The sequence below is a fragment of the Wenzhouxiangella psychrophila genome (genome assembly GCF_042310375.1).
Classification (GTDB): Bacteria; Pseudomonadota; Gammaproteobacteria; order Xanthomonadales; family Wenzhouxiangellaceae; genus Wenzhouxiangella.
The window spans coordinates 1-13,377 of record NZ_JBHJMQ010000001.1 but is presented as its reverse complement, the minus strand read 5'-3'; the positions used below and the strand labels follow the sequence as shown (position 1 = coordinate 13,377).

The following is a 13,377-nucleotide window of genomic DNA, read 5'->3' as shown; positions in this document are numbered from 1 at the left end:
GCAATCATTTCCTACATACCCGGATAACTACTCATGAAGACCTTCACCCTCACCTGCCTGGCCGCTTGCCTGGCCCTGGGAACCGGCCTGACCCGGGCCGAAGAGGAACCCAGCATGATCGAGACCATGGGCGACATGCAGTATTTCATCCACAAGCTCGAGCTGTCGGTCAGAGCCGGCAATAATGACCTGGTGGAGTTTTACGCGCACGAGGTCGAAGAAAACATTGAAAAGGCACAGGGCATCGAGGAATACCACGGCATCAGGGTCGGTGAGTTGACCACCGCCATGCTGATACCCGCGTTCGAGGCGTTCGAGGAAGCCGTGGATGGAAAGGACCACGGGGCGGTCGATGCCGGCCTGGACAGGCTCATCAAAGCCTGCAACGCCTGCCATCAGGCTACCGACTACGGCTTCATCAATATCGTCCGACGCAAAGACAATCCCTACATGCAGTCCTTCGAACCCGAGGACGACTGACCGACCACAGTCATCGGCGGCGGCACCCCCCGCCGCGACCCAACGACCCTGGTCATGCCGGACCATGCGGCAACTCACATTCCGCATGACCAATGGGCTATTGGCTTGCAGCTCCGGCTGATTTAGGCTCGCTGATCGGATTGGATTTTTCGATTGCCCAATTCCCACCCAAGGAGCAACTTCGTCATGAAACCAAGATTGCTACTGCACGGTCTGACCAGCCTTGCCCTGCTCGCGGCGATGGCCGCCGGCGCCGCCGAAAAGGTCGACCCGGTTGGCTACCTCGACGAGCTGCCGCCGCAGCTCGATCGCCAACTCTTCTTCGGCGACCCCGAGATTTCCGGCGCGCAGATTTCACCCGACGGCAAATTCGTCACGTTCATGCGGCCCTTCGAGGGCGTGCGCAACATCTGGATCAAGGGTATCGACGAGTCCTTCGACGACGCCCGCCCCCTGACCGACGACGACCGTCCCGTGCCGGGCTACTTCTGGAGCCGCGACGGCGAGTACGTACTCTACGTCCAGGACAAGGGTGGCGACGAGAACTTCCACGTCTGGGCCGTCGACGCCGACGGCGAGCCGGCTGAAGACAGCGCCGTCCCATCGGCGCGCAACCTCACCGACATCGACGATGTTCGCGCCCAGATCTACTCGGTGCCCAAATCGACACCGGGCGAGATCATCGTCGGCCTCAATGACCGCGACCCGGCCCTGCACGACGTCTATCGCGTCGACATCGACTCCGGCGAACGCGAGCTGCTGATCGAGAACGACCAGAACATCGCCGGCTGGGTCGTCGGCCTGGAAGGCAATGTCCGCCTGGCGGTGCGCCAGACCGAGGACGGCGGCACGGAGACCCTGCGCGTGAGCGACGGCGAGGTGGGCGAAACGCTCTACACCTGCTCCTGGCAGGAAACCTGCGGCCCCAACCGCTTCCACCCGGACAACGAGCGCGTCTGGTTCCAGTCCAACAAGGGCGAGGACACCGACCTGGTCGGCCTCTACCTGATGGACGTCAAAACGGGTGAACTGGAATTCGTCGAGCGCGACCCCGAAGGCGAAGTCGATTTCAGCGGTGCCGTCTATTCCAATGCCACCGACGAGCTGCTTGCGACCGTCTACGTCGGCGACAAACCGCGCATTTACCCGAAGAACGAACGCTTTGCCGGGGCGCTGGATTTCCTGCGCGAGGAACTGCCGGAGGGCGAGATCAGCTTCCGCCCGCAGACCGCTGACGACTCGCTGGTGCTCGTCGGCCTGTCGCGCGACGTCGATCCCGGCACCACCTACCTGTTCAACTGGGACGAGATGGAAGTCACCGAATTGTATCGCTCGCGCCCCGAACTGCCGGTGGAACACATGGCGGAAATGGAGCCGATTCGCTACGAGGCACGCGACGGACTCGAGATTCCCGCCTACCTGACCACGCCCAAGGGCGTCGAGGGCGAAAAGCTCGCCCTGGTGGCGCTGATTCACGGCGGCCCCTGGGCCCGCGACACCTGGGGCTACAGCTCGCTGGCGCAGTTCCTGGCCAACCGCGGCTATGCCGTGCTGCAACCCAACTTCCGCGGTTCGACCGGCTACGGCAAGGCCTTCCTCAACACCGGCAACAACGAGTGGGGTGATGCCATGCAGGACGACATCACAGACGGCGTCGAGCACCTGGTCGACAAAGGCCTGGTCGACCCCGAGCGGGTGTGCATCATGGGCGGCTCCTATGGCGGCTACGCCACCCTGGCCGGCATGACCTTCACGCCCGATCTCTACGCCTGCGGCGTCGACATCGTCGGCCCGTCCAACCTGATCACCCTGCTCAATTCGATTCCGCCCTACTGGGGCCCGATCCGCAAGATCTTCACCCTGCGCATGGGCGATCCCAGCACCGAGGAAGGCAAGGCTCAGCTCGAACGGCAGTCGCCGCTCAACCACGTCAACAAGATCGCCGAGCCGCTACTGGTGATCCAGGGCGCCAACGATCCGCGCGTCAAGCAGGCCGAATCCGACCAGATCGTCGTGGCGATGCGCGAGGCCGGCCTGCCGGTCGAGTACATCGTCGCCCCGGACGAGGGCCACGGCTTCCGCGGCCGCGACAACCGCCTGGCCATGTTCGCTCGCACCGAGGCTTTCCTGGGCACGCACCTGGGCGGCCGTCACCAGGAAGACATGGAAGACGAAGTCGCTGAACGCCTGGCCGAAATCACCGTCGATGTCGACACGGTCGAAGTCGAGAACGTGGCCGATGAGCTCGACGCGGCCAAGACCTTGCCGCTACCCAACAGCGATGCCGACAAAGTGGCAAAGGGCAACTTCGGCTACACCACGACCCTGAGCATGCAGGGCAACGAAATGGAGATGCAGGCCGAGCGCAAGATCGTCATGGAAGAAGGCGAGGACGGTGACACCATGGTCATCACCAGCGATACCCGGTCCAACATGGGCGCGGCCAGCGACCAGATCGTGCTCGAAGGCGACTCGCTCAGACCGATCAGCCGCACGCTCGCCCAGGGCCCGGCCGTCATCAAGGTCGAGTACGGCGCACGCAAGGTGACCGGCACCATCAAGACCCAGCAGGAAATCCCCATCGAAATCGAACTCGACGCGCCCGTCTACGGCGGCGATGCCGCGCTCGAGGCCGTGATCCTGGGCCTGCCGCTGGAGGAAGGCTATAGCACTCAGGTGCGCATCGCCGAAGTCGGCATGCAGCAGCGGGTGCGCTATTTCACCATCAGCGTCGCCGGACGGGAATCGATCGAGGTACCGGCCGGCGAGTACGACGCCTGGAAGGTGAATCTCGAAGCGCTGGACGGCGAGGGCGGCGATCTGACGATGTGGGTTTCTGCCGAACCGCCGCGCATGGTACTGCGCGCCGAAGGCAAGTTGCCGGCACAAATGGGCGGCGGGGAATACAGCACCGAGTTGACCCGCGTCGGCGAATAAGAGCGGCTTCGCCATCCGTTTGGAGAGGCCCGGTTTAGCCGGGCCTCTTTCTTTTGTGGATGCTTTGCGCGCCGTGGCGCCAAGTGGTCTGGCGCCGCCGGGCGCCGTGCGGGCTTCGACACGTCAAAGGCTGTTTCGCCCGGCCTGCTTCGCAGGCTCTTGCGGCGAGTTACTTTTTTCTCGCGCGAAAAAAGTAACCAAAAGCGCGCTGAAAAGATTACGGATGCGCCGCAAGAACAACGAGACGTGCGGGCTTCAGGATTTTGCTTAAGCCTTCGCTCCAGCTCCGTCTAGACACATGGCGTCTTCGACGTCCCTGGGGCGTAGTCTGCATTCTGGTGGCACGATCTCGATCACCCCGGCTTTGGCTGCGCCATCGGAGAAGACTTCGGGTGAATGCGCCCTGGCTCTGGATCCTGGCACCGACCTCGAACGCTCGCTTTCGAAGTCGTGCGGCTGCGTGCGGGCCTGCCCAAACGGACGTCGTAAGCCCGCCTGCGTCTCAGAGATTACAAACGAAGCCCCAGACAAAATACTGAAGCCACTCCCCGGTGGGACTCCTGGGACGAGTCCGTCATCTTTTCAGCGCGCTTTTGGTGACTTTTCTCGCGCAAGAGAAAAGTTACCCGCCATCAGCCTGCGGAGCAGGCGGGCGGAACAGCCTTTGAAGTGTCGAAGCCCCCACCGCTGCCTCGGAGCAACAAGCTGTTTGCCGATAAGGCAATGAAGGAGTCACCGCAAGAGCCTGCGAAGCAGGCCGGGCGAAATAGCCTTTGACGTGTCGAAGCCCGCACCGCGCCCGGTGGCGCCAAACCACCCGGCGCCCCGTCACTGCATGAGGCGCTCAAACACCTTCACGGTCTTCTTGTCGAACAGCACAAAGCGAACGTGCAAGTTCGATGGCGCATGTGCGCGGACCGTCTCGAGCGCAATTCGCGCTGCCTTTTCCAGAGGATAGCCAAAGGCCCCGGCCGACAGGGCCGGGAAGCCGATCGACTTGATGCTGTTCTCCTCTGCCAGGCGCAGGGCATTGCGATAGCCGTCGGCGAGCAGGCGATCGGCCGGCTCATCCAGCCCGTAGCGGGGGCCGAGGACGTGGATCACCCAGCGATTGGGCAGCTCGAAGGCTTCCGTGATAACCGCCTCGCCGGGGTCGATCGGGGCCAGGGGCTGGCAGGCCTCCGCCAGCTCCGGGCCGGCGGCGCGGTGCAGGGCGCCGGCCACGCCGCCGCCGGGCATCAGTTGCGCGTTGGCGGCGTTGACCACGGCATCGAGGTCGGGCTGGCGTGCAATGTCGCCCTCAACGATTTCGAGTGGCATGTGGCCTCCGTTTCCGTTGGACCCGGCCCCATGATGCCATGACGCCCGCTCAGTCTCCGCCAGCGGGGGCGAACTCCGGATACGCCTCCATGCCACAGTCAACGCGGTCAAGACCGGCGGCTTCGTCGTCGGGGTGGACGCGCAGGCCCATCGTCACGCGCAGGATCGCCCAGATGGCGAGACTGGCGGCGAACACGAAACCACCGATAACAGCCAGGCCGGCCAGCTGCCCGCCCCAGGTGGCATCCCCGTTGGTCCAGAGCACGATCAGGACACCCCAGATGCCGCACGTGCCGTGCACCGAGATGGCGCCGACCGGATCGTCGATTTTGAGCTTGTCGAGCAGCATGATGGAAGCGACCACCAGGCCACCGCCGACCAGTCCGATCAGCAGGGCCTGCACCGGCGTGGGCGAGAGCGGGTCGGCCGTGATCGAGACCAGGCCGGCCAACGCGCCGTTGAGCGCCATGGTCAGATCGGCCTTGCCGAAGGCGGCACGCGCGACCAGCAGGGCAGCAACCAGGCCGGCGGCCGCGGCGGTGTTGGTGTTGACGAACACCCGCGCGACGTTGTTGGCCGACTCGACGCTGGAGACCGCCAGTTCCGAGCCGCCGTTGAAACCGAACCAGCCCATCCAGAGGATGAAGGTGCCCAGGGTAGCCAGAGGCAGGTTGGCGCCGGGGATGGCGCGCGCCTTGCCGTCGGGTCCGAAGCGGCCCTGTCGGGGGCCCAACAACAGGACACCGGCGAGCGCGGCGGCCGCGCCGGCCATGTGCACGATGCCCGAGCCGGCGTAGTCGCTGTAACCCAGCCCGTCGAGGAATCCGCCGCCCCAGCTCCAGTAGCCCTGGACGGGATAGATGAAGCCGGTGAGCACGACCGCAAAGGCAAGAAAGCTCCACAGCTTCATGCGTTCGGCCACGGCACCCGAGACGATCGACATGGCCGTGGCCACGAAAACCACCTGGAACATGAAGTCCGACAGGCTCGAGTAGTAGAGGTCACCGTCGCTGGCCAGCACCGCCTCGGTGCTGTTGTCGGCGGCCGAAAGCAGCCAGTCGATACCGGGCCAGATGCTATTGATGCCGTCGGCGGGGTACATCAGGTTGTAGCCGATGATCAGGTACATCAAGCAGGCGATGGAGTAGAGGGCAACGTTCTTGGTCAGTATCTCGACCGTGTTCTTGGCCCGGACCAGGCCCGCTTCGAGCATGATGAAGCCGGCGGCCATCCACATGACCAGCGCGGCACAGACCAGGAAGTAGAAGGTGTCGAGGGCGTAACGTGTTTCGATAATGGCTTCCATGGTTTCCGTCTCCCTTAGATGGCGTCCTGGTCACGTTCGCCGGTGCGAATACGAATGACCTGATCAAGCTCGGCGACGAAGATCTTGCCGTCGCCGATCCGGCCGCTGCCGGCCGAAACCTGGATGGCTTCGATCACGTCCTGGAGCCGATCGCTATCGACGGCGATTTCGAGTTTGATCTTGGGCAGGAAGTCGACGTGGTATTCCGCGCCGCGGTAGAGCTCGGTGTGGCCTTTCTGCCGGCCGAAGCCGCGCACCTCGGTCAGCGTCATGCCGGTGACGCCGACCTCGGCCAGCGCCGAGCGCACCGGGTCGAGCTTGAAGGGTTTGATGATGGCCGTGACCAGTTTCATGAAGAATCTCCCGTGAATGTCCCAGAAAGACAGCGCAAGCCTCGTGCCAGATCTGCAAGCCATTGATTAGAGGAGATTTGTGGAGCTTGAACCCCTTGCCGCTGCCCAGATTAGAGGCAGATGTTGCTCACAATCAGGGCAGGCCGGTCATCGGGCCGCGGCGCAGCATGGGCGATAATGCGCTCCGGTGTTTCTCATCCGGACCACGCATCGCCCATGCCCGAGTTACCCGAAGTCGAAACCACCCGCCGCGGTCTCAAACCGCTGGTCGTGGGCCGGCGCATTGCCGGGATCACCATCCGGCAACGCCAGCTACGCTGGCCGATTCCGCGGGAAGTCGACGACATCTCGGGGCGGACCATTACCGCCCTGCAGCGTCGCGCCAAATGGCTGATCTGGCGCCTGGAGTCCGGATCGCTGTTATGGCACCTGGGCATGTCGGGATCCTTTCGCGGCTGGCAACATCCCCCGGCTCCGGGACCGCACGACCATGTCGATCTGCAGGTCGAGGACGGCTACCTGATCCGCTTTACCGATCCGCGCCGTTTCGGCGCCCTCTTGTGGGGCGGCGACAACCCGCTCGAGCATCCGCGCCTGGCAACACTGGGCCCCGAACCGCTGGGCGGCGAATTCGACGGCGAATGGCTATGGCGACTAAGCCGTGGGCGAAAGGCTTCCGTCAAGCTGTTCATCATGGATGCAAAGACCGTGGTCGGCGTGGGCAATATCTATGCCTCCGAAGCCCTGTTCGCGGCCGGCATCCACCCCCGAAGACCGGCCGGACGGATAAGCCGGGCGCGCTACGACATCCTCGCCGGCACCATCAGGCAGACCCTGGCCGACGCAATCGAACTCGGAGGGACTTCACTGCGCGACTTCACCGTGGGCGACGGCACGCCCGGGTATTTCGGGCAGTCGCTGCAAGTCTATGGCCGCGAGGGCGATCCCTGCCGAAGCTGCCGTGAGCCGATACGACGCGAAGTCATCGGCCAGCGCAGCACGTTCTTCTGTCCCCGTTGCCAGCGGTAAGTGCCAACGCGGTCGGCTGTACAGGCCGGCTCCGTGCGAGCTATGCTCTGTGCTGGGGGACTCATCTAAGGAGGCACGTTCATGAGCACGAACCGCATTATCGGCATCATCCTGATCATCGTCGGCGGCGGACTGTTGTTCTTCGGCCTGCAGGCCACCGGCTCGCTGACCGAAGAAGTCCACGAAACCTTTACCGGTCGCTTCACCGACGAAACCACCTGGTACCTGCTCGGCGGCGGCGCGGCACTGGTCGTCGGCCTGATCATGGCCCTGCGCGGCGGGAAATAGCAATCACACCAGCAGGGGTGCGGCGCTTCGGTCGGGCTCATACGAAATCGGAGATTTCCAAATCGCCCAACCGAAGCACCGCACCTCTGCTTGTTTCATCCCCACGCTATAGTTACGGCAACCTCTAGCATTCGACACCATGACCCGCAAATCCTGGACTGACACCGCCTGCGTCCACGCCGGCGAACAACATCACGACAGCCGTTTCGGGCTCAACAGCCCCATCGTGACCAGCACCGCCTTCGATTATCGTCAGTCGGGCGTTCGTTACCCACGCTACGTCAACGCGCTCAACCACGATGTCGTCGCCGGAAAGATCGCAGCACTCGAGGGCACGGAAACCGCACGGGTCACCGCCTCGGGCATGGGGGCGATCAGCGCCGTTTTTCTCAGCCTGATGAAACCCGGCGACCACGCCGTGATTCTCGACGGGCTCTACGGCGGCACGACGGACCTGATCGAAGGCCTGCTCGAGCCGATGGGCATGCGGTTCACCACGTGGAACGGCGACCCGGAATCACTGGCCGAGCTGTTCGAACCCGATACCCGGCTGTTGATGGTGGAGTCGCCCACCAACCCGCTGCTGTCCATCGTCGACCTGGCCGCGACGGCATCGATCGCCCGTGACCATGGCGTTGTCAGTTTTATCGACAACACCTTCGCCACGCCGGTCATGCAACGCCCGGCCGAACACGGCTTCGAGCTGATCATGCACTCGGCGACCAAGTACCTGGGCGGGCACTCGGACCTGCTTTGCGGCGCGCTGGCCGGATCCGGGGAACTGATTGATCGCATCCACCCCAACATCGTGCGCCTGGGCGCGACGCTCAACGGCCAGGACCTGGCCCTGCTGGAGCGCTCGATCAAGACCCTGGCCGTCCGCGTGGAACGCGCATCCGGGAATGCCGGCGATCTGGCGAAACGACTCGACAGCGATTCGCGCATTGCCGAAGTGCGGTACCCGGGCCTGTCCGACCATCCGGGCCATGCCGTCGCCGCAAAGCAGATGAGTGGATTCGGCGGGATGTTGACCTTCAGGCTGGCCGATTCCATTGACCCTGAGATCTTCCTCGAGCAACTCCAGATGATCGCCCCGGCCATCAGCCTTGGGGGTGTGGAGTCAACGATTTCCCAGCCGTCGAAAACGAGCCACGCCAAGCTCAAAGACGAAAAGCGTCGGGCGCTCGGTATCGACGACCGGCTGATGCGGCTGTCGGTTGGAATCGAGGGGGTGGACGAAATCTGGGCCGATCTGAATCGGGCCTTGGCAGACTGATCCAGAAAAGCAAAATCTTTAAAACGCTAAGACGCAAAGCAGCAAAGAACGCGAAGTAAAATGATTTTTGGTTTTCTTTGCGCTCTTCGCTGCTTTGCGTCTTAGCGTCAATAAGATCTTCAGGACGACCAATCGGCAACCCCCGAAACTGGCTACAGCTCCGGCGGCACGCGCTTGTTCGTTGCCTGCTCGTAGGCATAGGCCAGGCCCAGTAATGTCGGTTCGCTCCAGGCCGAGGCGAAGAAGGACAGCCCCACGGGCAGGCCTTCGATCTGTCCCATCGGCACCGTGATGATCGGATAACCCGCACGTGCCGACGGGGATGAACTGGCGAGCTGGAAGTTGTCGCCCAGTACGAGGTCGGTCATCCAGGCCGGCGAGCCGGTGGGCGCGATGATGGCGTCGAGTTCGTGTTCGGCCAGTACTCGATCAATCCCCTCTTCGCGGCTGTGTTCGAGCATGCGCGTAAGGGCGTCGAGATATTCCTTGCTTTCGATGTCGCCCTTGTCGGCGGCCTGGAACAGCAGCGAGCGATCGAAACGGGCGGTGGATTCCGGATCCTTGCGGACGGCTTCGACCAGCGCCTTGTAGTTCTCGAACGGCGCACGCTCGCCCAGCGCGGCCAGGTAGGCGTCCATGCCGTGGTGAAATTCGTAGAGCAGCACGTTGAAGGCATCGCCGCCGATGTTCTCCTCGGTGATGGTGTCGATCTCGACGACTTCGGCCCCGGCGGCTTTGAGCGCCGAAACGGCCTCGCGCGTCAACGTCTCGACCCGATGGTTCTGTTCGGTCGGGCCGGACCACAGCCCAAGCCGTTTGCCTTCCAGTGCGCCTTCGTCGAGAAACTGCGTGTAGTCGGCATGACGCGGGATCTCGTCGCCGACCGTCTTGTCATCGGCCGGATTCTCGGACGCCAGGGCGCCGAGCAGCACGGCGGCATCGCGCACCGTGCGGGTCATCGGACCGGCGCTGTCGGTAGTATGCGAAATGGGAATGATGCCGCTGCGGCTCCACAGCCCCACCGTGGGCTTGAGACCGACGATGCCGTTAGCGTTGGACGGGCAGACGATCGAACCGTTGGTCTCGGTGCCGATGGTCAGGGTCGCCAGGCTGGCCGCGGCCGCCACGCCGGAGCCGGCACTCGAACCGCAGGGATTGCGGCCATCGCCATAGGGGTTCCTGACCTGGCCGCCGAGCCGACTCCAGCCGCTGGACGAGGTGCTCGAGTGGAAGTTGGCCCACTCGCTCAGGTTGGTCTTGCCCAGGATGATCGCGCCGGCTTCGCGCAGACGCTCGACGATGAAGGCATCATTCGGCGGAATCACGCCTTCGAGCCAGATACTGCCGGCCGTGGTCGGCATGTCGGCGGTGTCGATGTTGTCCTTGATCAGCACCGGTATGCCGTGCAGCGGGCCACGCACCTTGCCTTCGGCCCGTTCGCGATCCAGGGCGGCAGCTCGTTCGAGTGCCTGTTCGCTAACGTGGCGAACTGCGTTGAGCATCGGGCCGGCGCGATCGAGCTTTTCGATGCGCGTCAGGTAGGCCGCGGTCACGTCCCGCGCCGTGAAGTCACCCCGCTCGAAACCGGCCTGGACGGCGGCAACGTCCATCTCGGCCACATCGGGCAACTCCTGTGCGCCGGCGAATAACGCAGGCATCAAGAGCAAGGCGAGAGTTAAATGGCGCATGGCATTTCTCCGGTGTTGGACTCTTTCCGGGCATGATGCCACTAGTGCGTTGGGAAAAATCAAAATCTTTAAAAACGCAAAGACGCTAAGCAGCAAAGAGCGCAAAGAAAGAAAAAATAAAAGAACGAAAAAAACATTGGAACCACGGAAGGCACGGAACACGCGGAAAGACCTTTCTTTCAAAGAACAGTGTCTTCCGTGATCTTCCGTCGTTAAACGATTTCAGGTTTTCCTTTGCGTTCTTTGCTGCTTAGCGTCTTTGCGTTTAATAGGTCTTAAGGACGCGCCCCCACGTTCCCGATCGAGCCACAAAAAAGGGCGCCGAGACCCGGCGCCCTTGTTCCGCGTCTTCCGTGGTTACCAGGTCCCTACTGAGCGCCCGGCTCGGCGAAGTCCGCGAACCACTTGCGGACTTCCTCGTACCAGTACAGCGAGTTATTGGGCTTGAGCACCCAGTGGTTCTCGTCGGGGAAGTAGATCAGGCGCGAGTCGATATCCTTGCTCTGCAGGGTGCGGAACAGCTCGAAGGCCTGGCCGACCGGCACGCGCAGGTCCTGCTGGCCGTGGATGATCAACGCCGGCGTGTCGAAGTTTTCCGCATAGTAATGCGGCGAGATCTCCTTGTAGATCTCGGGGGCTTCCCAGAAGTTGCCGAAACGCTGGGCGTGCACGGCGAAGTCCGCGGCCATCTGCGAGTACATGTTGTAGACCGGCGCATGGATCATCAACGCGTTGAAGGGATGCGCCTTACCGAGCAGGATCGAAGACAGGTAACCGCCGTAGCTTCCGCCACCGGCGACCATGCGGTCATCATCGATCCAGTCCTTGTCCTCGAACCACTCGGCCGCGGCGATGGTGTCGTTGTAGGGCGCGGTGATCCAGTCGGGGTTGATGTAATCGACGAAATCCTGGCCAAAGCCCGAGGACCCGTGGAAGTTGTGCCACGCGGTGACGTAACCCCAGGACGCGAAGGTCTGCGCGTTCCAGCGGAAATGGAAAGTGTCATTGATGGATCCGTGCGGACCGCCGTGGATGAGCAGGAACAGCGGGTATTCCTTGCTGTCGTCGAAACCCGGCGGATAGTTGACCCACATCTGGATTTCGGCACCGTCATGGCCGGTATAGGTCACCGACTCGTAACTGCCGGCATCGACCTCGGCCAGCAGTTCCTCGTTGATGGTGCTCAGGCGTTCCGTCTCGCCGCTGTCGGTATCGATTCGCACCAGGCGCGGCGGATACAGGAAGCTTTGATTGGTGCCGACCAGGGTGCCGCCATCGGCGATGGCCAGATCGCCGTAGCTGGTGTCGGTCGAGATCGCGCGCGGCTGGCGGCCCTGCGCGTCGATGAAAAACACACGGACCGTACCCTCGTCGTCGATGGAACCGTAGAAGCCGCTCGAGTCCGGCGCCCAGACCAGTCCCGAGGCCGAGCGATCCCAGTCGGCCGTAATGTTGCGCTCGTCACCCGAATCGAGATCGACGAGGATGATGTTCTGCGTATCGCCGTAGAAACCCGGAATGTTCTGCTTCAGGTAGGCCAGGGTCTCGCCGTCCGGGCTGAACATCGGCGTGCCGTCGTTGGCTTCGTTTTCCGTGGTGAGATTCTCCGCCGACTCGCTGCCGATCTCTGCAAGGAATACGTCGTAGTCCGGATCGACACCGTCACGCTTTCGATCGGAAACAAAGGCGATATGCGTCTCGTCGGGATGGATGTCGTAGCTGCCGGCAGCGGCGCCCGAGCGCGAGAGCTGGCGATCCAGCGGCTGGGTCAGTTCTTCGACGTCACCACCGTCTGCCGGGATGCGGAAGACGTGATTGTGGCGATCTTCCTCGATCCAGTGGTCCCAGGACGAATAAGGCAGGGCGTTCCATTGGTGGGCGGACACCTTGGCGTCCTTTTCTTCCTTGAGCTTCTCTTCCATCGCCTCCCAGTCCATCTCGGGCCAGACGCTGGAAATGAAATAGATATGCTCGCCGACCCACTTGAGCGCGCTCGCGCCCGTGGGCACGTCGCTGAGGCGCTGCGCCTCGCCGGGGCCGTCCATGTTGATCAGGTAGATCTGGCCGGCCTCGTCGTCACCGCGCTTGGCGACAAAGGCCAGCCGATCACCGTCGGATGAGAAGGCCGGGCTGGAGGCGTCCTGGCCCTCGACCGTCAAGGGCCGTTCGACCGAGCCGTCGGCGGCGAACAGCCACAGCCGCGTTTCGCCCTTGTCTTCCTCGACGTCGTAATCGGTCACCGGCGCGACCACCCAGTCGCCGTCGGGCGAGATCACCGGCGAACCGATGCGATCGAGCTCCCACAGCACCTCGGCCGAGAGAACCTTGCGTTCATCGTCGCCGTTGTCGTCCTGGGCCAGTGCCAGGGTGGGGAGGAGGAGTAGCAGGGTTAGCAGTATTCTTTTCATCGTTGCCCTCTTTTATCGAGTTGCAGTTGGGTTCTCACGCAGAGCCGCAGAGGAGCGGAGTGCGCGGAGAAAGTTAATGTCAGAATCCTTGAAACGCAAAGACGCGAAGTAAACAATAGAACAAAAACCAAAAACAATTAGCCACGGAACTCACGAAAGGCACGGGACAAGAAGAAAAACTCAAGACGTGCAAGAGCCTGTCCCGATTTCTGTGTAACCGCCCATTCTCATAGATGATCGGTCACCCGATCTTCGAACTGGATAATAAATTGGTTCAGGGCACCCTTCCAGT

General features: G+C 62.8%; 10 protein-coding genes. 5 read left to right on the top strand and 5 right to left on the bottom strand.

What is annotated here, in order from left to right; all coding sequences use genetic code 11:
- Window positions 1-33: 33 nt before the first annotated feature.
- Both ACDC66_RS00050 and ACDC66_RS00045 read left to right on the top strand, forming a co-directional pair.
- Complete coding sequence (locus tag ACDC66_RS00050) at window positions 34-480, top strand: hypothetical protein (RefSeq protein ID WP_376694628.1); 447 nt, start codon at window positions 34-36, stop codon at window positions 478-480.
- Between the two features lie 186 nt (window positions 481-666).
- Window positions 667-3,417 carry a S9 family peptidase gene (locus ACDC66_RS00045; RefSeq protein ID WP_376694627.1) on the top strand — a complete coding sequence of 917 codons (2,751 nt, stop codon included), beginning with the start codon at window positions 667-669 and terminating at the stop codon, window positions 3,415-3,417.
- Between the two features lie 828 nt (window positions 3,418-4,245).
- On the opposite strand, the gene ACDC66_RS00040 is transcribed toward ACDC66_RS00045, so the two are convergent.
- Genes ACDC66_RS00040 through ACDC66_RS00030 form a run of 3 tightly spaced genes read right to left on the bottom strand, consistent with a single transcriptional unit; the run spans window position 4,246 to window position 6,396 of the window.
- A complete protein-coding gene (locus ACDC66_RS00040) occupies window positions 4,246-4,737 on the bottom strand; it encodes a macro domain-containing protein (protein WP_376694626.1) in 492 nt (163 codons plus the stop codon).
- Between the two features lie 49 nt (window positions 4,738-4,786).
- Window positions 4,787-6,043, bottom strand: coding sequence for an ammonium transporter (gene amt, locus ACDC66_RS00035; protein ID WP_376694625.1), 1,257 nt, complete (start codon window positions 6,041-6,043; stop codon window positions 4,787-4,789).
- Between the two features lie 14 nt (window positions 6,044-6,057).
- A complete protein-coding gene (locus tag ACDC66_RS00030; protein ID WP_376694624.1) occupies window positions 6,058-6,396 on the bottom strand; it encodes a P-II family nitrogen regulator in 339 nt (112 codons plus the stop codon).
- 216 nt (window positions 6,397-6,612) lie between these two features.
- Here ACDC66_RS00030 and mutM point away from each other — a divergent pair, with 216 nt between their 5' ends.
- From mutM to ACDC66_RS00015, 3 genes are all read left to right on the top strand, one after another.
- Window positions 6,613-7,425, top strand: a complete 813-nt coding sequence (gene mutM, locus ACDC66_RS00025; protein WP_376694623.1) for a bifunctional DNA-formamidopyrimidine glycosylase/DNA-(apurinic or apyrimidinic site) lyase — start codon at window positions 6,613-6,615, stop codon at window positions 7,423-7,425.
- An 81-nt stretch (window positions 7,426-7,506) separates the two neighbouring features.
- Window positions 7,507-7,713 carry a DUF3185 family protein gene (locus ACDC66_RS00020; RefSeq protein WP_376694622.1) on the top strand — a complete coding sequence of 69 codons (207 nt, stop codon included), beginning with the start codon at window positions 7,507-7,509 and terminating at the stop codon, window positions 7,711-7,713.
- 139 nt (window positions 7,714-7,852) lie between these two features.
- On the top strand, window positions 7,853-8,989 hold the full coding sequence (locus tag ACDC66_RS00015) for a trans-sulfuration enzyme family protein (protein WP_376694621.1): 1,137 nt from the start codon (window positions 7,853-7,855) through the stop codon (window positions 8,987-8,989).
- Between the two features lie 152 nt (window positions 8,990-9,141).
- On the opposite strand, the gene ACDC66_RS00010 is transcribed toward ACDC66_RS00015, so the two are convergent.
- A complete protein-coding gene (locus ACDC66_RS00010; protein WP_376694620.1) occupies window positions 9,142-10,677 on the bottom strand; it encodes an amidase in 1,536 nt (511 codons plus the stop codon).
- 368 nt (window positions 10,678-11,045) lie between these two features.
- Entirely contained in the window at window positions 11,046-13,085 is a 2,040-nt protein-coding gene (locus ACDC66_RS00005) for a prolyl oligopeptidase family serine peptidase (protein WP_376694619.1), read from the bottom strand.
- Between the last annotated feature and the right edge of the window lie 292 nt (window positions 13,086-13,377).

Coding starts and splice junctions, on each gene's coding strand:
- mutM (WP_376694623.1), top strand. CDS start 6,613: ATGCCCGAGTTACCCGAAGTCGAAACCACCCGCCGCGGTCTCAAACCG.
- ACDC66_RS00015 (WP_376694621.1), top strand. CDS start 7,853: ATGACCCGCAAATCCTGGACTGACACCGCCTGCGTCCACGCCGGCGAA.
- ACDC66_RS00010 (WP_376694620.1), bottom strand. CDS start 10,677: ATGCGCCATTTAACTCTCGCCTTGCTCTTGATGCCTGCGTTATTCGCC.
- ACDC66_RS00030 (WP_376694624.1), bottom strand. CDS start 6,396: ATGAAACTGGTCACGGCCATCATCAAACCCTTCAAGCTCGACCCGGTG.
- ACDC66_RS00040 (WP_376694626.1), bottom strand. CDS start 4,737: ATGCCACTCGAAATCGTTGAGGGCGACATTGCACGCCAGCCCGACCTC.
- ACDC66_RS00050 (WP_376694628.1), top strand. CDS start 34: ATGAAGACCTTCACCCTCACCTGCCTGGCCGCTTGCCTGGCCCTGGGA.
- ACDC66_RS00005 (WP_376694619.1), bottom strand. CDS start 13,085: ATGAAAAGAATACTGCTAACCCTGCTACTCCTCCTCCCCACCCTGGCA.
- ACDC66_RS00020 (WP_376694622.1), top strand. CDS start 7,507: ATGAGCACGAACCGCATTATCGGCATCATCCTGATCATCGTCGGCGGC.
- amt (WP_376694625.1), bottom strand. CDS start 6,043: ATGGAAGCCATTATCGAAACACGTTACGCCCTCGACACCTTCTACTTC.
- ACDC66_RS00045 (WP_376694627.1), top strand. CDS start 667: ATGAAACCAAGATTGCTACTGCACGGTCTGACCAGCCTTGCCCTGCTC.